Source organism: Gordonia insulae (genome assembly GCF_003855095.1).
In the GTDB taxonomy this organism is placed as follows: Bacteria; Actinomycetota; Actinomycetes; order Mycobacteriales; family Mycobacteriaceae; genus Gordonia; species Gordonia insulae.
The window spans coordinates 4993485-5016233 of the sequence record NZ_CP033972.1; the positions used below are offsets into that span (position 1 = coordinate 4993485).

At 68.5% G+C, this 22749-nt stretch carries 24 protein-coding genes and 1 pseudogene; 17 read left to right on the top strand and 8 right to left on the bottom strand.

Annotated features, from left to right (window positions below; translation table 11 throughout):
• Positions 1-9: 9 nt before the first annotated feature.
• The 5 genes and pseudogenes from D7316_RS22795 to ccsB all read left to right on the top strand — a co-directional run bounded on the left by D7316_RS22795 (position 10) and on the right by ccsB (position 4840).
• Positions 10-618: a histidine phosphatase family protein gene (locus D7316_RS22795; RefSeq protein WP_124711519.1), complete on the top strand. Its 609-nt coding sequence runs from the start codon at positions 10-12 to the stop codon at positions 616-618.
• A gap of 8 nt (positions 619-626) precedes the next feature.
• Entirely contained in the window at positions 627-1250 is a 624-nt protein-coding gene (locus D7316_RS22800; RefSeq protein ID WP_124710295.1) for a TlpA family protein disulfide reductase, read from the top strand.
• Entirely contained in the window at positions 1247-2065 is an 819-nt protein-coding gene (locus D7316_RS22805; protein ID WP_232017033.1) for a cytochrome c biogenesis CcdA family protein, read from the top strand. The genes D7316_RS22800 and D7316_RS22805 overlap by 4 nt, the downstream gene beginning before the upstream one ends.
• Positions 2062-3791, top strand: a pseudogene (resB, locus tag D7316_RS22810) (cytochrome c biogenesis protein ResB). Before D7316_RS22805 ends, resB begins: the two are co-directional and overlap by 4 nt.
• A 32-nt stretch (positions 3792-3823) precedes the next feature.
• Positions 3824-4840, top strand: coding sequence for a c-type cytochrome biogenesis protein CcsB (ccsB, locus tag D7316_RS22815; protein ID WP_124710296.1), 1017 nt, complete (start codon positions 3824-3826; stop codon positions 4838-4840).
• A 24-nt stretch (positions 4841-4864) separates the two neighbouring features.
• Here ccsB and D7316_RS22820 read toward each other — a convergent pair whose 3' ends face one another.
• The 3 genes from D7316_RS22820 to D7316_RS22830 form a co-directional block, all read right to left on the bottom strand.
• On the bottom strand, positions 4865-5341 hold the full coding sequence (locus D7316_RS22820; protein WP_124710297.1) for a helix-turn-helix domain-containing protein: 477 nt from the start codon (positions 5339-5341) through the stop codon (positions 4865-4867).
• A 168-nt stretch (positions 5342-5509) separates the two neighbouring features.
• Positions 5510-5725 (bottom strand): hypothetical protein, encoded by a 216-nt coding sequence (locus D7316_RS22825; protein ID WP_124710298.1) that lies wholly within the window; start codon positions 5723-5725, stop codon positions 5510-5512.
• 57 nt (positions 5726-5782) lie between these two features.
• Entirely contained in the window at positions 5783-6004 is a 222-nt protein-coding gene (locus tag D7316_RS22830) for a BldC family transcriptional regulator (RefSeq protein WP_124710299.1), read from the bottom strand.
• 174 nt (positions 6005-6178) lie between these two features.
• On the opposite strand from D7316_RS22830, the gene D7316_RS22835 reads away from it, so the two are divergent.
• From D7316_RS22835 to D7316_RS22850, 4 genes are all read left to right on the top strand, one after another.
• Positions 6179-6493 (top strand): DUF4229 domain-containing protein, encoded by a 315-nt coding sequence (locus D7316_RS22835; RefSeq protein ID WP_331852582.1) that lies wholly within the window; start codon positions 6179-6181, stop codon positions 6491-6493.
• Positions 6494-6502: 9 nt separating this feature from the next.
• Positions 6503-7636, top strand: coding sequence for an L-cysteine desulfhydrase Cds1 (gene cds1, locus D7316_RS22840; RefSeq protein WP_124710300.1), 1134 nt, complete (start codon positions 6503-6505; stop codon positions 7634-7636).
• Positions 7637-7744: 108 nt separating this feature from the next.
• Positions 7745-8374, top strand: a complete 630-nt coding sequence (locus tag D7316_RS22845) for an ABC transporter ATP-binding protein (RefSeq protein ID WP_124711522.1) — start codon at positions 7745-7747, stop codon at positions 8372-8374.
• A 20-nt stretch (positions 8375-8394) separates the two neighbouring features.
• Positions 8395-10956 (top strand): FtsX-like permease family protein, encoded by a 2562-nt coding sequence (locus tag D7316_RS22850; RefSeq protein ID WP_408610078.1) that lies wholly within the window; start codon positions 8395-8397, stop codon positions 10954-10956.
• Between the two features lie 81 nt (positions 10957-11037).
• On the opposite strand, the gene D7316_RS22855 is transcribed toward D7316_RS22850, so the two are convergent.
• On the bottom strand, positions 11038-11895 hold the full coding sequence (locus D7316_RS22855; RefSeq protein ID WP_164473839.1) for an endonuclease domain-containing protein: 858 nt from the start codon (positions 11893-11895) through the stop codon (positions 11038-11040).
• A gap of 132 nt (positions 11896-12027) precedes the next feature.
• Between D7316_RS22855 and D7316_RS22860 the strand changes: the two genes are divergently transcribed.
• From D7316_RS22860 to D7316_RS22880, 5 genes are all read left to right on the top strand, one after another.
• Positions 12028-12318, top strand: coding sequence for a helix-turn-helix domain-containing protein (locus tag D7316_RS22860; RefSeq protein WP_124710302.1), 291 nt, complete (start codon positions 12028-12030; stop codon positions 12316-12318).
• Positions 12311-13201: a Clp protease N-terminal domain-containing protein gene (locus D7316_RS22865; RefSeq protein ID WP_124710303.1), complete on the top strand. Its 891-nt coding sequence runs from the start codon at positions 12311-12313 to the stop codon at positions 13199-13201. Before D7316_RS22860 ends, D7316_RS22865 begins: the two co-directional genes overlap by 8 nt.
• Before the next feature lie 127 nt (positions 13202-13328).
• Entirely contained in the window at positions 13329-13661 is a 333-nt protein-coding gene (locus D7316_RS22870; RefSeq protein WP_124711524.1) for a hypothetical protein, read from the top strand.
• Positions 13662-13780: 119 nt separating this feature from the next.
• The gene (locus D7316_RS22875) at positions 13781-14095 is read left to right on the top strand and encodes a hypothetical protein (RefSeq protein WP_124710304.1); all 315 of its coding nucleotides are present in this window, start codon (positions 13781-13783) and stop codon (positions 14093-14095) included.
• A complete protein-coding gene (locus D7316_RS22880; RefSeq protein ID WP_124710305.1) occupies positions 14095-15921 on the top strand; it encodes an alpha/beta hydrolase in 1827 nt (608 codons plus the stop codon). The genes D7316_RS22875 and D7316_RS22880 overlap by 1 nt, the downstream gene beginning before the upstream one ends.
• Positions 15922-15974: 53 nt before the next feature.
• Here the strand turns inward: D7316_RS22880 and D7316_RS22885 are convergent, their stop codons facing one another.
• From D7316_RS22885 to D7316_RS27545, 3 genes are all read right to left on the bottom strand, one after another.
• On the bottom strand, positions 15975-16703 hold the full coding sequence (locus D7316_RS22885; RefSeq protein ID WP_124710306.1) for a hypothetical protein: 729 nt from the start codon (positions 16701-16703) through the stop codon (positions 15975-15977).
• A gap of 162 nt (positions 16704-16865) precedes the next feature.
• Positions 16866-18491, bottom strand: coding sequence for a DUF6777 domain-containing protein (locus D7316_RS22890; protein WP_124710307.1), 1626 nt, complete (start codon positions 18489-18491; stop codon positions 16866-16868).
• A gap of 81 nt (positions 18492-18572) precedes the next feature.
• On the bottom strand, positions 18573-18881 hold the full coding sequence (locus tag D7316_RS27545) for a LuxR C-terminal-related transcriptional regulator (RefSeq protein ID WP_408610043.1): 309 nt from the start codon (positions 18879-18881) through the stop codon (positions 18573-18575).
• A 317-nt stretch (positions 18882-19198) separates the two neighbouring features.
• On the opposite strand from D7316_RS27545, the gene D7316_RS22900 reads away from it, so the two are divergent.
• From D7316_RS22900 to D7316_RS22910, 3 genes are read left to right on the top strand one after another with little or no spacing between them, the layout of a single operon-like run.
• Complete coding sequence (locus D7316_RS22900) at positions 19199-19858, top strand: response regulator (RefSeq protein ID WP_124710309.1); 660 nt, start codon at positions 19199-19201, stop codon at positions 19856-19858.
• Complete coding sequence (locus D7316_RS22905; protein WP_232017035.1) at positions 19825-21030, top strand: ATP-binding protein; 1206 nt, start codon at positions 19825-19827, stop codon at positions 21028-21030. The genes D7316_RS22900 and D7316_RS22905 overlap by 34 nt, the downstream gene beginning before the upstream one ends.
• Positions 21027-22100: a hypothetical protein gene (locus tag D7316_RS22910; protein ID WP_124710310.1), complete on the top strand. Its 1074-nt coding sequence runs from the start codon at positions 21027-21029 to the stop codon at positions 22098-22100. The genes D7316_RS22905 and D7316_RS22910 overlap by 4 nt, the downstream gene beginning before the upstream one ends.
• Here D7316_RS22910 and D7316_RS22915 read toward each other — a convergent pair.
• Entirely contained in the window at positions 22093-22746 is a 654-nt protein-coding gene (locus tag D7316_RS22915) for a TetR/AcrR family transcriptional regulator (protein WP_124710311.1), read from the bottom strand. The two genes, D7316_RS22910 and D7316_RS22915, sit on opposite strands and share 8 nt — an antisense overlap.
• Positions 22747-22749 lie beyond the last annotated feature (3 nt).

The window sequence follows — 22749 nt, forward strand, 5'->3', positions numbered from 1 at the left end:
ATCGTCCACATGATGCGGCATGGCGAGGTGCACAACCCCGACGGCATCCTCTACGGCCGGCTACCCGGGTTCCGGCTGTCCGACAGCGGCCGCGCCCAGGCCACCAAGGTCGCCGACGCCCTCGCCGACCACGACATCACCGCGGTGTTCGCGTCGCCGCTGCAGCGCGCCCAGGAGACCGCGACGCCGATCGCCGGTGCGCACGGCCTGTCGATCATCACCAACGACGAACTCATCGAGGCCGACAACGTCTTCGAGGGCCTCAAGGTGTCGGTCGGCGACGGCGCGTTGAGCAAGCCACGGCACTGGCCCAAGATGCGTGATCCGTTCACCCCGTCCTGGGGCGAGCCGTACATCCAGCTCGCGCACCGCATGCTGGCGGCGGCCAACAAGGCCCGCGACGCCGCCCGCGGCCACGAGGCCGTCTGCGTCAGCCACCAGCTGCCCGTCTACACGCTGCGACGGTTCCTCGAAGGTCAGCGCCTCTGGCACGACCCGCGTCGTCGGCAGTGCTCGCTCGCATCGTTGACCAGCCTCATCTACGAGGGCGACGCCCTCGTCGACATCATCTACTCCGAGCCCGCCGGTTCGTCCGACCCGCTGGCCACGGGAGCGTAAGGACGAGCGTGCGACGGTTTCCCCTGCTGGTTGCGGTACTCGCAGCCCTGATCGCGGTGATCAGCGGCTGCGGCACCGGCGACGACGCGGTAGCGCAGGGCGACACCTTCCAGTTCGTCTCCCCGGGCGGCCAGACGGTGATCACCTACCCGCCGGCCGACCGCAAGCAGATCAGCAACCTGTCCGGGCCCGACCTCGCCACCGACCAACCGCTCTCGCTGAGTGACGAGGCGTTCCGCGACAAGGTCGTCGTCATCAACGTGTGGGGTTCGTGGTGCGGGCCGTGCCGTGGCGAGGCCGACGACCTCGAACGCGTCTACGAGCAGACCAAGGATCTCGGCGTCGCGTTCCTCGGCATCAATCTGCGTGACAACCGCGACTCGGCCAAGGACTTCGTCGCCGACCGCAACGTCGGGTTCGGCTCGATCTACGACTTCGACGGCATCACGCTGGCCGCGCTGACCACCCCGACCTCGGTGGTCCCGACCACCGTGGTGCTCGATCGACAGCACCGGCCGGCCGCGGTGTTCCTCAAGGCCGTGACCGCCGACGAACTCGACGCGACGGTCCGCAGGGTGGCCGCCGAGGAGCCGGCCGCATCACCGGAATCGACACCACCGGGTCAGCCATGACGACGACGATGATCCACCTCGCACCGCAGGCCGCCATCGGTGAGACCTTCGCCACCACGGTGTCGAGCGGGCCCCTACTCCTCGCGCTCGCCGCCTGTGTGATCGCCGGGCTCGTGTCGTTCGCCTCGCCCTGTGTCGTCCCGTTGGTGCCCGGCTATCTGTCCTACCTCGCGGGCCTCGTCGGCGCGGAGGCCCCGGCGGTCAACGTCGGCGAACCGGCCAAGAACGGCCGGTCCAGGGTCGCGATCGCCGCCGGCCTGTTCGTCCTCGGCTTCACCGTGATCTTCGTCGCGGCCACCGCGACCGTGCTCGGCATCACCAGCACCTTCGTGGTGAATCGTGAAGTGCTGCAACGTATCGGCGGGGTCGTCACGATCGTGATGGGGTTGGTGTTCATCGGACTCGTGCCGATGGCGCAGCGCGAGTTCCGGTTCGCGCCGCGCCAGATGTCCAACATCGTCGGCGCCCCGCTGCTCGGCGCGGTCTTCGCGCTCGGCTGGACCCCGTGCCTCGGGCCGACGCTGGCCGCGGTCATCGCCACCGCCAGCGGCACCGAGGGTGCCACCGCCGCCAAGGGCGTCGCGCTGATCGTCGCGTACTGCCTCGGCCTCGGCATCCCGTTCGTGATCCTCGCCTTCTCCTCGGCGTGGGCGCTGCGCAGTCTCGGCTGGCTGCGCAACCATGCCCGCGCGATCCAGGTGTTCGGCGGGGTCATGCTGATCGCCGTCGGCATCGCACTGGTCACGGGTCTCTGGGATCAGTTCATCGTCTGGGTCCGCGACGCCTTCATCACCGACACGGAGCTGCCGGTATGACCGACACCGACGTCACCAACGAGCCAGAGGTGACCGCACCCAAACCGGGTGCGGCACGACCGCATTGGTTCCTCCGCCGAGTGCTCTGGCCGGCCCGCAACCTGTGGCGATCCCTGACCTCGATGCGGACCGCGCTGATCCTGCTGTTCCTGCTGGCGCTCGCCGCCATCCCCGGGGCGCTGCTGCCGCAACGGTCGCTCAACGAGCAGAAGACGCTGGCCTACATCGACGACCACGGCTGGGTCGGGCAGTGGATGGACAAGCTGCAGCTGTTCGACGTCTTCTCCAGTACCTGGTTCACCGCCATCTACGTGCTGCTGTTCATCTCGCTCGTCGGCTGCCTGACGCCGCGGATGATCGAGCACTTCCACAGTCTGCGCGCCAAACCCGTTGCGGCCCCCGTAACCTGGCCCGCCTGCCCCGACACGTCGAGTACTCCGTCGACGGCAGCCCCGACGAGGTCGCCGAGCGAGTCTCGTCGAATCTGCGTGGCTGGCGACGCATCACCACGGTGCGCCCGTCGTCGAAGGCGTATCCGGACGGTGTCGTCGAGGTCTCCGCCGAGAAGGGGTACCTGCGCGAGTTCGGCAACCTGGTCTTCCACTTCGCCCTGCTGGCGCTGCTCGTCTCGATCGCCCTCGGCAAGCTCTACGGGTACGAGGGCACCCGCAGCCTGGTCGCCGACGGCGAGCAGGGGCTGTGCAACACCTCGACCGCGGTCTACGACTCGTTCCGCGCCGGCAATCTCGTCGACGGCACCGACCTCGCGCCCTTCTGTTTCCGGGTCGACCAGTTCGATGCGACGTTCCTGCCGAACGGCCAGCCGGACATGTACACCGCCAAGGCGCGCTATGCCGAGGGCACCACGGCGTCGGATCCGGCGACCTGGAAGCAGGCGACCATCCGGGTGAACGAACCCCTGCGGGTGGCGGGCGATCGCGTCTACGTGCTCGGCAACGGGTTCGCGCCGAAGTTCACCGTGACCTTCCCGAACGGGCAGCAGCGCTCCCAGACGGTGCTGTTCGTCCCGGACGAGATGCAGACGATGCTGTCGTCGGGGGCCGCACGCTTCGACACGCCGGCCGGCATGTACCCGAACGAGGACGAACGCCGCGCCCACCAGGTCGCCCTCGAGGGTCTGTTCGCGCCGACGGCCGGCTTCCACGGCACCCTGCTGATGTCGTCGTCGCCCGAGCCGAACGATCCGTACGTCGCCATCCGCATCTACGAGGGCGACACCGGACTGGACACGGGCAAGCCGCAGAACGCCTACCAACTCGACCAGTCGCTGATCGAGCAGGGACGCCTGCAACAGCGTGCCCAGGTGAACCTCGCGCAGGGCCAGGCACACGCGCTGCCCGACGGGACGTCGGTGCGCTTCGACGGCTACGAGCGGTGGGTGTCGGTGCAGGTGTCGCACGACCCCGCACAGATCTGGGTGCTGGTCTCGGCGATCGTCATGCTCGGCGGCCTGCTGGTGTCGTTGCTCATCCGGCGCCGACGGATCTGGGTGCGCCTGGTGCCTGCGCCTCGCGACTCGGATTCCGCGGACTCCGGCGAACGACGTACTGTAGTAGAAATTGGCGGCCTGGCACGCACCGATCAGGCGGGCTGGGGCGAGGGCTTCGACGAGCAGGCGCGGGCTCTCGCGCTGGACCCGACGGACCCCGCGGGCGGTCGCTCATCGTCGGCGGGCCGGTTCCGCGGACGTATGCGACGGCTGTAGCGGGATCGACGAGGAACTGGAGGACGAACGCGATGAACACGGGTTCGATACACGTCGACGAGACGCTGGCGCGCTACTCCGATCTGTTGTTCGGCACGGCGATCACCGTTTATGTACTCGCGATGATCCTGTTCCTCGCCGCGCTGGCCGGAGCGCGCAGCCGGAAGCTGGCGGCGGCGGAACTCGTCACCGCGGGTGGTTCGACGGTCGCCGTCGACGACCGCTCGCCGGGCCGGATCAGTGAGTCCCGGCCGCGCCGCAGTCTGGGGGAGCGGCTCGGCAACATGGCCTACCCGGTCGTCATCGTCGGTCTCATCGCACATGTCGCCTCGATCGTGTTGCGCGGCATGGCCACCGGCCGTGCGCCGTGGGGCAACATGTACGAGTTCATCTCGCTGACCTGCGCCGCATGCGTCATCGCCGGACTCGTCGTCCTGCGCAAGCCCGAACACCGCCCGTTGCTGTCGTTCGTCCTGCTGCCCGTCGCGTTGTTGATGTTCATCGGCGGCCGCTGGCTGTACACGCAGGCCGCGCCGGTGGTGCCCGCGCTCAAGTCGTACTGGCTGGCCATCCACGTCTCGATCATCTCGGTGTCGTCGGGCGTGCTGCTGGTGTCCGGTGTCGCAAGCCTGCTGTACCTGGTCAAGATGCGCTGGGGACGCCCGGAGTCCGACGATGCGGCTGCCGCCGGCAAGGGTTTCGTCGCGGGTGTCCGTCGCGTCGTCGACCGGATTCCGCACGCCGAGACGCTCGACCGCCTCGCCTACAAGTGCGTCGTGTTCGGTTTCCCGCTGTTCGGGCTGGGCGTCATCTGCGGTGCCATCTGGGCCGAGTCCGCGTGGGGCCGATTCTGGGGCTGGGACCCCAAGGAGACGGTGTCGTTCATCGCCTGGGTCATCTACGCCGCGTACCTGCACGCCCGCGCGACCGCGGGGTGGCGCAACAACGCCGCCGCGTGGATCAACGTCGCCGGATTCGTGGCGCTGCTCTTCAACCTGTTCATCATCAACCTGGTGGTGTCCGGGCTGCACTCGTACGCCGGACTCTGAGCCGGTCCCTGCGGAGCCGAGCGGTCAGGTTTCGCTCGTGCCCTGGTCAGGCGGTGCATTCTTGTTCTCCAACGCCTGCGCCTTGACCACCTTCAGCAGGTCGATCAGGACGTCGATGGTGTCCGGGCAGATGGCGCGCACGTCGATGCCGGAGAGATGAGTACCCGTGGTGGCCAGCATCTGCACGTAGTCGCGCTGCTGTCGTACGCGGTCGAGATCCTCGTCGGGGTTGGCGAGGAAGTAGGTGACGCTGACCTCGAACGCGCGCGCGATGGCCTCGACCGTCCGGAACGACGGCGTCCGGGCCTTACCGGTACGCAACTGTGAGATGTAGGCATCCGAGAGCGAGTACCCGAGCTCGTTCGCTCGTTCGGCGATCTTCTTGCCGGTGTAGGGCAGGCCGTTCTCGTCTCGGGAATGCTCGAAGAGATAGCCCAGCTTCTCCGCGAAACCGGGCTCGTCTGCCGGCGCCGGGCCGACGCGTCTGTCCCCGGGTGTCAACGTCGATCATCCCCGCGTGATTCGTTGATCTCGTGCACCTTTCGCCGACCACCCAAGGGGTGGGCGCACCGCATGATGGGACGAGATTACCCTACTTGCAGGTAGGGTACGCAGGCGTAGGTCCGCGACCGGATCAGAAGCGGTCGCGGCAGAGGCGGTCGGGGCAGATCAGGCGTCGTCGCCGTCGGAACCGTTGCTGTCACGGCTGCGGCGGTCGAGATCGAGCAGGAAGTCGGGATCGTCGTCGGGTCCGACCGGACCGGACGGCTTACGCGGCGACGGTCGTTCGTCGCGCTCATCCGAGTCCGTGAGTTGGGGACCGAAGGCGCGCCACAACAGGAAACCGATCGCGGCAATGCCGATCAAGGCAAACAGAAACGTCATGGCAACCTCCCGTAAACCAGGCTACGCGAGGTTGCGGCGCTGCGGGGGCGCGCAGGGTCAGTGAGTACGACGATTCAGCAGTTCGACGACATCGGCCTCGCGGAAACGACGATGTCCGCCCGGTGTGCGGATGGAACCGAGCAGGCCGGAGCTGGCCCAGCGGGCGACAGTCTTGGGGTTCACGTTGAACATGGACGCGACCTGACCCGGGGTCAGCGTGTGCTGGCTCGCGAGGCCGGGGGTGATGAGTCCTGGGGTGGCTGTGTCGATGATGGTCACGATGTCCTCTTATCTCCGCCTGCAACGATGGAATATCGGGGGTGACTCCATGGATACACTCCGGATGCCCGGGTACTCGAACGGTCAGCAATTGGTAAAGAGAGTGCAAAGCCGTCAAATCGGGCGTCCCGATCGCGTCGATTGCGCGACTTCGCGCGCAGTACGCTGTTGGTCGTGAGTGAAGACGCCGTGACCGACCACAAACAGCCCACCGTAGGCAGCGTCGCGCTGTCGGTGGCCCTCTACACCCTCGCGCGACTGGCCCTCGTCGTCGTGGTCGCCGCGATCATCATGGGCGTCGGAGCGCTCGTCGGGGTGGAGGTGCCGCTGCTCGTGGCGGCCGTGTTCGGTGTGCTGATCGCGCTGCCGCTGGGCATGGTCATGTTCAAGTCGCTGCGCCTGCGCGTGAACGGTCAGATCGCCGCCGTCGACGCGGCCCGCAAACAGCGGCACGACGACCTGCAGTCGCGACTGCGCGGTTCGGACTGAGCGGCCGAGATGAAGCCGACCAGGATCGTCGATCACCGCGGTGACCGCACGTGGTCGGAGAACGCCGTCCGGCAGATCGACGCCGACGGACGTCGTAGCGCCGACACCCACCTGCACAAGGTGGCGTTGCCGGCGTGGTCGCGATGGACCGACGACGCGGGGCGTGACGTCGGGGTCGATCTGTACCTCAAGGACGAGAGCACCCACCCCACCGGATCACTGAAGCACCGCCTCGCGCGGTCCCTGTTCCTGTACGCCCTCTGCAACGGCTGGGTTCGCGAGGGCACCACGGTCATCGAGGCGTCGTCGGGTTCGACCGCGGTCTCGGAGGCCTACTTCGCGAAGCTGATCGGTGTCCCGTTCATCGCGGTCATGGCGTCGAGTACTTCGCCGGCCAAGACCGCGCTCATCGAACGTGAGGGTGGCCGCTGCCACTTCGTCGAGCGGGCCGGCGACGTCTACGCCGAGGCCCTGCGCCTCGAAGCCGAGCTGGGTGGCCACTTCATCGACCAGTTCACCATGGCCGAACGCGCCACCGACTGGCGTGGGAACAACAACATCGCCGAATCGATCTTCGCCCAGCTTGCCGACGAGGACAACCCGATCCCCACCTGGATCGTGGTGGGTGCCGGCACCGGCGGCACGTCCGCGACGCTCGGGCGGTACCTGCGATACCGTCGTCATCCCACCTGGCTGGCGGTGGTGGACCCGGAGAACTCGGTCTTCCTGCCCGCCTACGACACCGCCGACGGCACCCTGCGCTCCGACGTCGGTTCGCGCATCGAGGGCATCGGTCGGCCACGCGTGGAACCGTCCTTCGTCTCGCAGGTCATCGACCGCATGATCGGCGTGCCCGACGAGGCGTCGATCGCCACGGCGCGACGCTTCAGCGACCGGCTCGGTCGTCGGGTCGGCGGCTCGACCGGGACCAACCTGTGGGGTGCGCTGCAACTCGTCGGCGAGATGGTCGCCGCACGACAAGCCGGCAGTGTGGTGAGCCTGCTGTGCGACTCCGGGGATCGTTACGAGACAACCTATTTCGACGACGGCTGGATCGACGCCCAGGGGTTCGACCTGACCGAGGCCGCCGCCGTGCTCGACGAGTTCTTCGAATCGGGTCGCTGGACCGCCGCAATCTCCTGACCCGGCGCACTAAGGGTTGCCTCAGTAAGTGTGCGATACCATTCGCGTGTGCGTGATGTCGCGGGTGAACCGCTGGTCAAAGCCGTTGATCTGGTGCGCGAGTACCAGATGGGCGATCAACTCGTCCGGGCGCTCGACGGCCTGAACCTCACCCTCGACGGTGGACAGTTCGCGTCGGTTGTCGGGCCGTCCGGGGCCGGCAAGAGCACGCTGCTGCACGTGTTGGGCGCGCTCGACACCCCGACCGCGGGCACCATCAGCGTCGACGGTGTCGACCTCGGCTCCCTCGACGACGAGCAGGCGTCGGCCTTCCGGCGCCACCGTGTCGGATTCGTCTTCCAGTTCTTCAACCTGGTGCCGACGATGTCGGCGTGGGAGAACGTGGCCCTGCCCCGACTGCTCGACAGTCAGTCGTTGCGCAAGGCCAAGCCGCGGGCGATCGAGCTGCTCGAACGCGTCGGACTGGGCGCGCGGGTGGACCACCGGCCCTCCGAACTGTCGGGCGGGCAGATGCAGCGGGTGGCGATCGCGCGGTCGCTGATCATGGACCCGACCATCCTGCTGGCCGACGAGCCGACCGGGAACCTGGATTCCAAGACCGGCGACTCGGTCCTCGAACTGCTGTCGGAGGTCGCCCACGACACCCCGAACCGTCTCGTGGTGATGGTGACGCACGACCCGAACGCCGCGTCGGTCGCCGACACCACCATCACCGTGCGCGACGGGAAGATCGCGTGAGTGAATCCTCGGTGAGGACTGTGTCCGGACGACGGGCCAATCCGATCCGGTCGGTCGCGTCCGGGCTCTCCCGCATCCGGGTGCTCAATCTGCGAGAGATCCGCACCCACCGGCTGCGCGTGGCCACCTCACTGCTCGTCGTGGTGGTCGCGTCGGCACTGCTGATCTCGGTCTTGGGTCTGTACGGATCGCTGACCGAGTCGGTGCGTCAGGTCAACGCCGCGATCACCGGCACCGCGCAGGTGGAGGTCGCGGCGATCGCCGACTCCGGCATCGACGCGGGGCTGGCCGGCGAGATCCGCGGCGACGTCCCGGACGCCAAGGCCGTGGTGCCGCTGATCCGCGACTCCGTGGTCGTCGACGACCGCAACGTCGCGTTGCTGGGTTCCGACTTCCGCGTCACCGCGCTGTCCGGTGAACTGCAGCAAGCGGTGTCGCAGGAGCAGCAGGGGTCGCAGGGGATCGATCAGCGCGATCTCGAGGACGGCATCATCGTCGGCGCCGGGACCGGTCTGCGCAAGGATCAGCGGCTGACGATCAACGGCGTCCCGGTGCGCGTGATCTCGGTGATCGACGGCGACCAGGGGGCGGTCCTCAACAAGGGCAACTTCGTCTTCGCCTATCTCGGACTCGCGCAACGCCTCACGTCGCGGGAGGACAAGGTCGACTCGATCCTCATCGTCGCGAAACCGGGTGTCGACATCCCGGCGCTGAAGTCCGACGTCTCGCGCGTCGTCGACGGTCGTGCCACGGTGGTGGATCCGGATTTCCGCGCCAAACAGGCTGAGGTGGCCAGTTCGGTGACCCGGGACGCCACCCTGCTCGTGTCGCTCATCTCGCTGGTGATCGCCGGCTTCCTGGTGTTCAACACGATGAACATGGCGGTCGCCTCACGTCGACAGTCCCTGGCGATGATGCGTGCACTCGGTGCCCGACGCGGTCACCTCGTCGGCGATCTGCTGGGCGAGTCGGCATTGTTCGGTCTCGTCGGCGGGTTGATCGGTGTACCGATCGGCATCCTGGCGGGGCGGTGGGCGATCAGCCGGATTCCCGAGGCCAACACGGGTTCGCTGGCCACCGCGGTCAGCTATCACCTGCCGATCTACGCACCGGTGATCGCGATCGCCGCCTGCGTCGTCGCGTGTGTGGCGGCGACGTCACTGGCCGCGAGGTCGGTGTTCGCGGTGTCGCCGGTGGAGGCGATGATCGCCGGTGAGGTCGACGACAGTTCGACGAAACCCGGACGTGCCGTGTGGATCTCCGGGATCGTCGGTGTCGGGCTGCTGATCGCGTCGTGGTTCGTGGCGACCACCGTGCCCGGCCGTCCCGCCATTCTCGCGGGCGCCGTCTACGCTGTCGGCGCTCTGCTGCTCTGTTACGCGTTGACGAGACAACTCGTGGCGCTGGTCGTGCGCCTGACGCGCCGATTCCGCGGGCCCGGGCAGCTCGCGGCCGTGAACACCGAACGCGCGCCCCGCCGCGCCTGGGCAACGCTGATGACCGTGGCGGTCGCGGTGGCGGTCGGCATGGGTACCTCCGGTGCCCTCGACAACCTGGTCGGATCGATCTCCAATTCCCTTGACGGCCTGGCAGACCCGGACTTCTACATGTCGTCCGACCCCGGGGGCGGTCTACCTACCGGACCGCCGATGTCCGCCGAGATCACGTCCGAGGTGGAGAAGGTACCCGGGGTGACGCAGGTCGTCGGCGCCCAGTGGGCGAGCCTGAACGTCGGCGAGGCCGCGGTCTATGTGCAGGGTCTCGAGCCCGGCTCACTGGCTCCGTTCGTGAAGAAGGCGAGTCCGGAAGGGCTGCAGCGGGTGCTGGCCGGCGACGGCATCCTGCTGTCGAACGTGCTGGCCCGGACCCTCGACGTGCAGACCGGTGACACGCTGCGGTTGGCGACGCCCAGCGGCTATCGCGAGGTGCCTGTCGTCGAGATCGTCAACTACATCTCGATGGGCTCGGGTACGGCCGCGATGTCGAACTCCGTGCTCTCTGACTGGTTCGATCGTCCCTACGACACCTACCTCCAGATCTCCACCGATCCGAACGCCGACCAGAACCGGATCCGGGAACGACTCGAGGCGGTCGCCGCGGCCAACCCGTCGACCGACGGCAAGGCGGTCTCCGTGGAGACCGGCGCAGAGGCGCTCGCGGCTGCGCAGGCGCAGGCGCAGCAGGCCGGCGCGTTCACCATCGCCATCCAGTGGATCGTGGCGCTCGCGGCCGCGGTTGCGCTGCTGAACACCCTGTTGCTGTCGGTGATCGAGCGTCGGCGCGAGATCGGCGTGCTCCGCGCGATGGGGGCATCACGCCGGTTCGTGTCCCGGATGGTCGTCGCCGAGGCCGCCGGCGTCGCGCTCATCGGATCGGCGATCGGGCTGGTCTTGGGCGGCGCCCTGCACTTCCTCTCCGACAAGATCCTGTCCGCGACGACGTCGATCGAGATCGCGTACTCGCCCCGCCCGACGACCTTGCTGTTCGTCGGCGTGGCGTGTGCCCTGTGTGTCGTCGGCGCGCTGGTCCCGGCCCTGCGCGCGTCCCGGATGAACATCAGTGAGTCGATCCTGAACGAGTAGCTCGGCGGGACCTGCCGTGAGCGTCACCGCTGGTGTGTGGTTGTCTGGATTATCCAGTTGTGCACCCACCAGCGGTGATCCTTAGGTCGGGCCGACAGGCGCCGCGGCCTTCCGCTTCCGCTGACGGGGCCAGAGGTGACGGCCTTCTCGGACGATCGTGAGCACCTGTTTCTCGGCGGCCTCCCAATCCGTGGTCACCGTGGCGTAGGTGAATCGCAGTGTGATGTAGCCCAATTCGGCCGCCTTGCGATCGCGGCGCCGATCCTCTTCATACTGCTCCTTGGTCCGGTGGTACTCCTCGCTGTCGACCTCGATGATGAGCCGGTCGCCGACGACGAGGTCTACGCGACCCAGCCCGGAGATCGTGACCTGAACCCGCACCTTGAGCCTCCGCGCTCGCAATCGCAGGCGGGTCATCGTCTCCGTTCCCGACTGGGCGCGCGCATCGCATTTGTCCAGCAGACGCTGCTTGGACTTCGGCGCGGACCTCATCTCGGACCGCATCTCGTCGATGGCCATCAGCCTCTGATTGGCGATCGAATCACACACGGCGACGAGTTCTTCGCCGTCGAGACATCGGACGGCATGGCGAAACGCGATGGGGACTTCGTCGATGGCTCCGTACTCGGGTTCCGGCCGGCCGTATTGTCGGCAGTAGGTGATCTTGGTCTGGGCGCGATGGGCTCGGGAATTCCCGCGCCGGTGGACCGTCGTCGACGACCCGGGCACCCACACCCGGTGGTACCGCAGCGCGGTCAGGCAGCCGACAACGCCTCCCGCGCGGACGACCTGGCAGGTGGTCGCGTCGGCGCGCTTGTCCGCGTACCAGTCGCGGCGCAGCAGTACGAGATCGCCGTCCGCGACCTGTCGGCGGATCTCTTTGCGGGTCAGCCCGCCGTCGATCAGTTCGGCGAACCTGTGCACCCCGATGTACTTCATCGGCACAGTGTCGCGACGCCGACCTCGGACAGATGGGATTCGACGACCATCTGTGGACAAGTTCACGAGCATCCCCAGAACCTTCCGTCAATAATTCTTGACAACCGCGCGATGTCAACATAACCTGACACCATGCACGACGAACAGAATCCGACCGATACGGCACAGGACGACGCCGCAGGCGCCGACCTCGCGGGTGACGCCGCGAGCAGCGACCCCGCCCGGGGGCTGGCCGCGGTTCGGGCGCTGCGCACCCTGGCCGACCGTCTCGAGGACGTCCAGGTGGCCAACGCCCGTGCGAACGGTTGGAGCTGGCAGTCGATCGCGGAGATTCTGCAGATCAGCCGCCAGGCCGTGCACCAGAAACATGCACATCGTGAGGCCCGCGAGAGTGGGTCAGAAGGAGACAAGAACAATGTTTGAACGATTCAACCGTGATGACAGAATGCTGCTGGCTTTTGCCATGCAGGAGGCCGGCGACCTGGGTCACCGGCAGCTCGGCAACGACCACCTCATCCTGGGCATGCTGTGCAACGCCCGGAGTCCGCTGTTCACACTGCTCGGCGAGCAGGGTCTGACCCTGCCGACGGCGCGTGAGGCGGCGCAGAAGTATCACGCCGAGCACGAAGACGAGGCCGAGACGAGCGCCGCAACCGTCGAGGAATCGGCGAAGCAGCGCTACGAAGAGGACCGAGATGCCCTGCGCAGCATCGGTATCGACCTCGACAAGGTGCGCGAGGCCGTTCGAGGCCGCTTCGGCGAGGACGTGTCCGAGGGCTGGGCCGAGCGCCCCGACCGCGGGCACGGACGGCGCGGGCGCGGCGGACCGGAGGGTCGCGGTCGGGGCCGCGGGCATCGGCACGGGCACGGCCCGCACCGGGGGCGCGGACCGCGCGGCGAGGGCTTCGCCCCCGGCGGCTTCGGGCCTGAGGGTTTCGGCCCCGGCGGCTTCGGCCCCGGTTTCGGTCCGGACGGATTCGGCCCGGGACCTTTCGGTCCGGGTGGTCCCCGCGGACCGTGGTCCGACGACGAGGGCGGCCCCTGGGAGCCCGGACGTGGACGCCGCGGCCCGCGCGGTCGCGGGTCACGTCCCCGCTTCGCGGCCGAGTCCCGTGAGGTCTTCGGCAAGGCTGTGGAGCTCGCGCGCGAGCGCGGCGACCGCACGCTGCGTCCCGAATACCTGCTGATCGGCATCATCGACATCGCCGACGACGCGTCGCGCGCGGTGATCGAGTCCGCGACCAGCGCCGACGACCTCCGGGCCGCCGTGCTGGCGAGCCTGCCGGACGTCGAGGCCGAGGTGTAGATCTCGTCGACAATCTGACACGGCCGGTCGGTTTTCCCAGGTGGGAAGGCCGACCGGCCGCTTCTCGTGCGCGTGACCGGACGGCTTGAGTGCCGCCGGGAATCGAACTAGTGTTCGAACAGTGGGCATGAAGTGGATCGGCGGCGACAGCGGCCAACCACGACGACCGGCGTTCTTTCCGGTCGGCCACAAAGCGGTGCTCATCGACCTCAACGCCCTCTATCCGCAGACGCCGCACCACAGCGGCGAATACTTCCCGGACGGACTGCAGATCCGGTCGGTCCATCTCGGCGTGCTCACCGCCTGGGCGCGTTCGGAGTGGGGCGAGTGGTACGGAAAAGTCACCTACACGATCGTCGCGAAGGATCGGCAGGAGAAGGTGACGCACTGGGTCCCGGGTTGGGCGTTGCGGCCCGCCGAGACACCGCCACGGCCGGTGAAGCCGCCGAGAGCTCCCTGACGGCGAAAACCGTTCGGGGTGTGCGAGATCCGGCATCGATGGAACCGCAGGGCGTGATCGCTGCGTCTAAGTTCCAATGGCTTCGAGCCGCCACATCCAGCACACCCTCGGGGGGTCACATGCCACCGGATCCGCGACTGCCCGCCTCCGGGATCTTCAGCATCAGCCCGAGCGAGATCACCTCGACGGCGCGGATCTGGCGATACCGGGCACGCCTGATCGCCGAGATCGACTTCGGCCGTCTCGGACGGGTCACCGGCCCGTCGAGTCGGGTGGTGGCCGCCCTGCGTGCCGCCGCCGCACCGGTGAGAACCGCGACGACGGCGATCGGCTCGCGGCTGTCCACGATGAGCGTCGACCTGGAGCTGTTCCGCGGGGTCGTCGAGGACGAGGACACGTCGTCGGCCCGCACGCTGAGCCGTCCGAAGCCGTGATGCGCCCGACGATCTCCGAGTTGCGTGCTTGGCGCCCACTGTCGATCGACGCCGCCGGTGTCGCCGCGCAGGAGGGCGCGACCGCGCTGGACGACGCGATGGATGCCGCGGCACGTGCGATGGAGGATGCCGTGCACTGGCTCGGCGCGGCCCGGAACACGTTGGCCGCAAGCATCTCCCAGGAACGAGACCACGCGAGCCGGGTACGCAACGTCCTCCTGCAGATCGCGGACGAGGCGGACGACGCCGGAGCCGACCTCGCCCACGCGCGCGACGTCGTGCTCCGGGACGTCGATGCCGCCGTGGCCGCCGGGTTCGTGGTCTCGGACACCGGTGAGGTCACTCCCGGCAACGGTCCCGGCGACGGGCGTGCGTTCGAGGCCCGAATCGGCGTCGGGCTCACCACGCTCGACGAACTCGACGAGACCTACGGCTCCCGGCTGGACGCGCTGGGCGCGGATCTCGCCGCGATGGTCGACCGTCAACCCGACGTCGCGCTACCCGGCGGTCAGCGACGCAACCCCGACGACGTGGTCACGGCGCTGCGGGACCTCTCACCATCGCAACGACGAAACCTGTTGTCGAACATGACCTCAACCGACCGGCGACGCGTGATGCAGGCTGCGCCGCAGATCATCGGCAACCTCGACGGCGTCGACTTCGACACCCGCGCCGAGGCGAACGAGATCACCATCCGCACCGCGCTCGCCGACGAACGTCGCGCCGGTCGCGGCGCCGGGCCACGCGCACGTGCGCTCGAGGGGTTCCTGGAGCGACGTCGCGATCCGCACGGTGCCGACGGAACCGAGATCGAACGTCGTTTCATCGCGTTCCAGAACACGCCGAACGGACGTTTCATCGAGATGATCGGGGGCCTCCGGCCGGGTACCCGAAACGCGACGGTCCACGTACCCGGCACGAGATCGAATCTGAATGGGAGCCAGGATGAGTCGGACTCCGCCTGGGAGCTCGCACACCGTACCGGCGGCCCGGTCTTCCTCTACGTCGACGGCGATCTGCCGCAGCGGCTCGGACACGAGGGGCTTCGGGGTGCGCTGGGGGCGGGTGCCGCCGGGGGGCCGTTGGCCCAGATCCTCGGGCTCGGCGCCGTGATCGCCGGGTCCGTCGACGACTCGGCGGTCGACACCGAATACGCGCGGGAGATGGCGCCTCGACTCGTCGCCTTCGGCGGCGAACTCGACACCGAGATCGCGCTGCACGCCCCCTGCGCCCGGACGACCTTTGTCGGCCACTCGTACGGCGGCTCGGTGGTCGGGTCGGCCGAGCAACTCGGCCTGCGGGCCGACCGGGTGATCTATGCATCCTCGGCTGGCACCGGGGTGTTCGACGGCCCGTGGCGCAACGCGAATCCCGACGTCGAACGCTACTCGTTGACCGCGCCCGGAGATCCGATCCAGTACGTCCAGTCGTTGCCGGGCAACCCGCATGGCCACGACCCCGACGTCGCGCCCGGGGTGATCCGGATGGATACCGGCCGCTACGGGCCGCACAATCCCGACCACCCGGGTGGGCTCGTCGCCGGGGTCGATGCGCATGGCGACTACTGGTCCGATCCCGAGTCGACCGCGTTCCGCAACATGGTCGCCGTGATCACCGGTGCGGAACCGACCACCTACGTCGATCGCGGGCCGGACCGCCCCGCGACCGTCGAGGTCGAGCACGCCGTCGACGATGTGAAAGACGTTGCGCTGGAGGTGGGTCAGGAGCTGCTGAAGCGCACCGTCGGACCGCTCGCCGACCTCCTCGACGGCGACATCGACCTTCCCGGACCCATCCCCGACATCCCGCTGAGGATTCCCTGGTGACGGCCCGGACCCTGAGGGCAGAGCTCGCGTTCGTCCCGAACGGCCGAACACCCTCAGCCGAACGGGATCTCCACGATCTGCTTCGGCAGGTCACCGTTCAACGTGTCCTCGACGACCCCCTTGGCGGCCGCGGTGAGGCAGGCCGCGCCGAAACCGGAGAAGCCGGTCAGCACCGCACCGCCGACCGCCGCCGGAATGGCGCCGAAGCCACCGGCGAAGAACCCGCCGACACCCGCGGTGATCGCACCGATGAGCGTCGCGGTGAGTGCCGGCATGAGCCCGGCGGCGACGCAACGCTGCGCGGCATTGCCGGCCTGGGTGGCGGTGAAGGCGGCGATGTTCGCACCGACGCGGATCGCGCTGGTCGACACCAGCGACAGCGTCTTCCCACCGTTGGTGATGACCGCCTGCAAGGGTTCGACGACACCGTCGACCACGACCTTCGGCACGAACTGCGCGGCGACGTCACCGGCCTCGTCGACCAGTTCGACTGCCCCGGTTGCCTGGTCGAGGACGAACTTCCCGACCTTCACCGACGCGACCGCGCCGGTGTTCTTGGTGTACGTGGCGGTCACCTTGCCGACCTCGGCGAGCTGCCCGGTCGGTGCGGCGTGCGCGGACGCCGGTTGCGTCGCCTGCGTCGCGCCGACGATCACCGTCAGCGCGAGCAGTATCGCGGCGATCTGTGCGGTGAATCGTCGGGATGCCCGATCACCCGATATTCCGCGCGCGACAACTGTCGGGCTCCACCCTGGTGCGCCCGAACCCCCTGCGATGGTCAACGTCGATGTCCTCTCGTCGCGGCCACCCCGAATGGGATGCGGCCGAGGGCATCGTAGGCACGCCCCGTCGGCTGTCCCTATGACCTGTGGGTGAACTCTCGTCATCGACGCACGTCAGCGGCGGGTTGGAGTTTCCGGACCGGACGCCGGACCCACGGAGAGCTAGCCGGCGGGCGCGACCTCCTCGGCGGCCGGGGTGGTCGTCGTGGTGGTGGGAACCTCTGTCGTCGTGGTGGTCTCGGTCGGCGGTGCTTCCGTGGTCGTCGTCGGGACCTCCTCGACCGTCGGTGCCTCGGTGGTGGTCTCCGTGGTCGTCGGGGTCTCGACGGTGCTGGTTGTGGTCGTCGTCGTGGTGGGTATCGCTCGCCACGATGCGTCGGTCACGGCCACCGTCAGCGGGCCGCCGGTCGCGGGGGTGACGCGGATCGTCCACACCCCGGTCGGGTCCGTCGCCGCGACGACCCGCGCTCGCAGCAGTGCCGAGGTGTCCACCTCGCGCACCACCGAGTCGCTGCACGTGAGCGCGACCGTGCCCGCATCGGTGTCGGCGGGTGTGGTGCAGGTGATCGACCTGCCACCGGCGTCGAACGTGAGACTGGCGATCTGCTCGCCCGACCCTGTGAAGGTGGTCGGGCTCGGCGCCGCGCTCGACGTGGACGACGTGGACGACGACGGCTCGGCCGCGCCCGCCGCGGCGCTGGTCGCGGTCGTACCGCCCGCGACAGCGGGAGCTCCCGCGCTCACCGACGTTCCCCCCACCTCGGGCGCATTCCCGTTCTCCGAGGCGCGGATCTCGACGTCTTCGGCGGCCTGCGTGCTGCCGGCACGGGCCAGGCCGTTGGCGGCGGCCTGTTCGTCGGTGGTCGCCGTGAACGGCGTGTTCAGCGCCGCCGGGGTCGGCAGCGGCTGGGAGAGCGGCGGCAGCCCCGTCAGGTTGAGCACGTTGCCGACGGTGCGCGAGAACAGTTGCCCGTTGTCCACGTTGATCAGCGACAGCACGGTCGAGACCACTCCGGGAGCGGGATTCGGGGTCGGCTGCATGACGGTGGTGTTGTTGACCACGGTCACGTTCTCCGTGTTGTAGGCCACGCGGACCACTTGCCGGGTCTGATACCCGCGCCACGTGGTGCCGGAGACGCGGTAGCCACCGATCGGCGTCGCGGCCGGCGGGGCGAGCGGATTGCCGCAGCTGCACACCGCGCGGGGGACACCTGCACTGTCGACGAGGACGGCGGTGCCGGCCTGCAGCACCGACTGGAACGCGGACGCGGTACCGCTGGTGTAGGTGTGGTTGGTGACCCAGGTGTCGGCGGTGAGCACGACCGGCGTGAGGGTGTTGAGGTAGTACGGGATGTCGGCGGTGCTGATGCCGAAGACCCCGGCCCAGGCACGGGCGGCAGAAGGATTGGCGGCCAGACGGTTACCCAGTGCGGCGACGTCACAGCCCGCCGATCCGGCGCCGTAGAGGCCGGCCTCGGTGCCGTTGACCGCTCGGACGCCGCGATCGGCCGCGCCACGATTGGTCGCGAACATGGCTCCCTCCGGCAACGGACGGTTGGTGAGGACGACGGGGCTGGTGAACGGATCCTCCGGTGGTTCGTTGGCGCCGAACAGTCGCAGGACCGGGTTGAGCGGTCCATCCCCGGAACCCACCGTGGTGACGACGATCAGGCCGGCCACCACCACCACGACACCGCCGAGGGCGCCGAGCAGCAGGGCGAGTCGCCGATTGCGACGTGTGTGCGTCGGCGACGCGAACGGCATCGTGGGGTCGTACGGATTCGTCATCTATCGGCTTTCTGCGGCAGGACACTCGCGGCGCGAGCCACGGTGATGGGGAAGTGCGATCGTGCGAGCGATGCGTGCAGGTCAGGCTGCAGACTGAGCGACGCGGCCGGTGACGGCGCGGGCGACCTGACCGAACGTGCAGTGCCCGTCCTCGACGGCCCGGATCAGCAGCGAGATCTTGGTGGGTGCCGGCCGTCCGACCGCCTCGTACTTCGAGCGGATCCGCGCCAGGTGCGCGTTGACGGTGTTCGAGGACACGAACAGTGCCTGTGCGACTTCCTGTTTGGAGTCGCAGATCAACCAGGTTCGCAGGACCTCCACCTCGCGCCGGCTCAGGGCCGGCGTCGTGGGCAGCGTCAGTGTCGGCTGGGGCGCGGTCGGTGCAGACATTCGGGGTGCTCCTCGGGGTGAAGGCCCGGCACGTGCGGAAGGTGCCGCGGACATCCAACTCGGAACGCTATGTGGCAAATGTCCGATCCAACAGCCGCAACTTCTGGGGGCCTCAGTTCTGGGGCCACCGTTAGCCATGCAAACGATGCCCCTGATTCGCACACTCGGGTGATGGCGGCGGACCGCAGGGGGCGGTGATACTGGGACGCGGCGACACGGAACCGGGACGATCGTCCGAGAAAAGCAGCAAAAGAGACGATCGCTCACCGCCTGGTTTCGTCCGTCATTTCGGCGTCCGATCAGCGATGATGGTCGCCATGACGGGATCGCCCCGGCGGGCGTGGCGTATCGGAGTGGTCGACGACCACGAACAGATCGTCCGTGGAATGCGCGCCACCCTCGACGAACAGACCGACATGGACCTCGTGGTGGGAGCGGGAACGGTGGCAGATCTGCTCGCGGTGACCGACGACCTCGATCTGGTGTTGCTGGATCTGCGGCTCGACGACGGTACCTCGCCGATCACCAACATCGAGACCCTGCAGCAGGCCGAGATCCCGACGCTCGTCTACACCTCGGGCGACGACGTCTACCTCGTGCGGCAGGCGGCCAGTGCCGGGGTCCTGGGTGTGGTCCGCAAGAATTCTCCGGTGAGCGAGTTGCTGGATGCGATGCGGCAGGCCCTGGCCGGTGACACCGTGCCGGGCATCGATTGGGCCGCGGCCATCGACTCCGACGCGGGTTTCGTCGAGCTGTCACCGCAGCTGCGCCGGGTTCTGGAGCTGTACGCCGCCGGCGAGCCGACGTCGCGCGTGGCCACCGAGCTCGACATCTCGGCGGAGACCGTCACCGATTACGTCAACCGCATCCGTCGCCGGTACAGCTCGGTCGGACGACCGGCGCCGACCAAGACCGACCTCTACAAGCGTGCGATCGAGGACGGATGGCTGCCGATACCCCGGCGCTTTCGCCGCTGATCGACGTTCACGACGAACGCGATGAGCAGGCCGGCCGCCAGATCCTGCGCCTGATGGCGGTGTTCGTCACGGTCGGCTACCTCGCGTACGGCGTGATGACGGCATCGGCGGTCGTCTCCTCGATGCACATCACCGACCTCTGGTGGACGGTGATCGCTGTTCCGCTGATCTTCGGGACCGGTATCGCGCTGGGGCCGCTTGCCTGGCGTGGCGGTGCCCGGCGTATCCGCATCGCGGCGGCGGTCGCCGCAGGCGGATACCTCGTCGCCGTCTGCCTGTGGTGGCCGGCGTGGAACGGACAGGTCCTCGACACTGTCAGCGGCATCTGGTTCTCCCTGTTCCCGGGGCTGGCGGCGATCGCGTCGGCGTTGGCGTTCCCCGCGGTCTACGCGTTCGGCTATCTCGCGGTGGTCAGCGCGATCAGCGTGACGATCAGCAAGACAGCACGGTTGCCCCACCTCAGCGGGCCGCTTCCGGTCGAGATCGCCTGGTCGATCTCGTTCTCGTTGATCTTCGTCGCTGCGGCGGTGATGGCCATCCGCACCGCGGGCATTCTCGACGCCACCCGGGCGCGTGCCTACGAGGCGACCGCCGATGCCGCTGCGGCGCATGCGCGTTCGGCTGAACGTAATCGGTTCGACGCCCTGACCCACGACAATGTGATGTCGACGTTGCTGTTGGCGTCGCGGCTGGGCGCGTCGCCGGAGCTGGCGCAGAATGCCCGGGCCGCGATCGCCGCGGTCGAGCATGCCTCCGAGGGTGAGGGGCGATCGTCGCTGACCGCGTACGAGGCCGCCAGTCAGGTGCGGGCCGCCGTCGCGATGGTGGACCCCGCGCAGCGGGTGACGGTCGCGAATGAGCCCGGTACACAGGCATATCCGGGGACCGCGGTGTCGGCGATCGCTGCCGCCACCGCCGAGGCGGTACGCAACAGCCGACGTCACGCCGGAGATGGTGCGACGACATCGGTGACCGTCGCCGCCGGTCTCGGCACGCTGCGTGCCGAGATCGCCGACGACGGGGTCGGTTTCGACCCGGCGCTGGTGTCCGCGTCGCGGCTGGGCATCGCGGTCAGCATCCGCGGTCGGATGAGCAAGGTCGATGGTGGTGTCGCCGTGATCGATTCGCATCCCGGCTGCGGTACCCGGGTGCGTGTGGAGTGGAGCCGATGACCGCGCCGGTGATCGACGAGGGACAGCGTGAAGACGTCCGCGACCTGCTCGGTATGGGACGCCCCGGCGCCTGGCTGGTGTTGGGCGCGTTCCTCACCGCGATCTGGATTCTGGTGTCGTTCGCGGCGCAGGAGGCGTCGGCGGCGTGGCCGCTGGTCATCGCGGGGCTGATCCTCAGCGCGGCCGCGGTCGCCATCGTGCAGGTGCCGGGTGATCCGTTACCGCTGCCCGCAACCGTGATACTCACTGCGGCGGGTCCGGCGGCGTGCGCGTTCGCCTTGTCGGTGACCCCGAGCTGGGCCGCGTCATCGGTGCTGGTGATGTGGACACACGGTTCCGCGGTCGCGGTCTTCGCCTTCATGTGTGTGCGCGGTCGGCGGCTCGCCCCGTGGGTGGGCCTCGCCGGTGAGGCTGTGGTGTTCGCCTACTGGGGACATGCCGTCGGGGTGTCCCCGTTGCGCAGCGCCGCGCTGATCGCCATCGACATGGCCCCGCTGGCGATGGCGACGTTGTTCTCGTTCACCCTGCGCCCCACCGCCAAGGCGGTGTTCGCGTTGCGGGCGCAGACCTTGAGTCAGGTGGCGCGTTTGTCGGCAGAGGCCGCGGCCACCGAGGAGCGCACCAACCAGGTCCGGTTCCTCGACCACCTCGCGCGGCCGATGCTCGAGCGGATCGCGTCCGGTGACGTGCTGACCGACGCCGAACGCACGGAATGTGCACTGCTGGAGGCACATCTGCGGGACCGGCTCCGTGCCCCGCTGATGTCGGCGCTCGAACTCGACGAACTGGCGTACCGTGCGCGCACGCTCGGGGTGGAGGTCGTGTTCATCGACGACTCGCGTTCTGACCTCACCGACACGACCGACGGGGTGGCGATCGATCCGCGGGTCGCGACGGTGGTGCGCGAGTTGGCGACCGACGTCCTCGGTGCGGCCGACGACGGCCGGGTCTTCGTGCGCGTCTCCGCACCCGACCGGCCGATCGCGGCATCCGTCCTGCACCGGCACGACGACGGCTCGACCGTGCGGACGGAGATCGACCCGACCGGCGAGGTTCGGTCGTTCAGCTGACCGTGTCGCGCCGCACCGCCGGCCCGGAGTCGTGATGAAGAATCCCGCGAATCGCGAAATCGACGTAGTCGGCCACCAGTTGATCGACGTCCTGGTCGTGGTGCAACCACCAACTGATGCCGTTCATCAGATCCAGGACGGCGATCGCCGACTGCATCGCATCTCGGACCTCGAACTGCCCGGATCGCGCGCCGGCAGCGATCACGTCGCGCACGCGTCGCTGGTAGTAGCGCCGATAGTCGGTCACCACGGCTCGGTGTTCGGGCAACAGCGCGTTCAGCTCCCGCAGGGAGACAAGGTGTTCCACAGGATGCTCGGCCAGATGGCGGACATGCACCACGATGAGATTCGTCAACCGCTCGACCGGTGATCCCTCGGCGTCGAGGACCTGCAGGTGCTCCTGCGGGTCCTTCGTCATCCGCAACGCGATCGCGTAGAGGATCTCCTCCTTGGAATGAAAGTGGTTGTAGAGACTCGCGCCTTTGATACCCACCGCCTGCGCGATGTCACGCATGCCGGCGTTGCTGTAACCGTGCTCGGCGAAGTAGGCCGCGGCCGCCTCGATGATGTCGTCACGACGCAGGCGCACCCGTGGCCGGGCGCCCGGGGAGACGTCGGCAGGGGCCGGCGACGACGCCTCATCCATCGG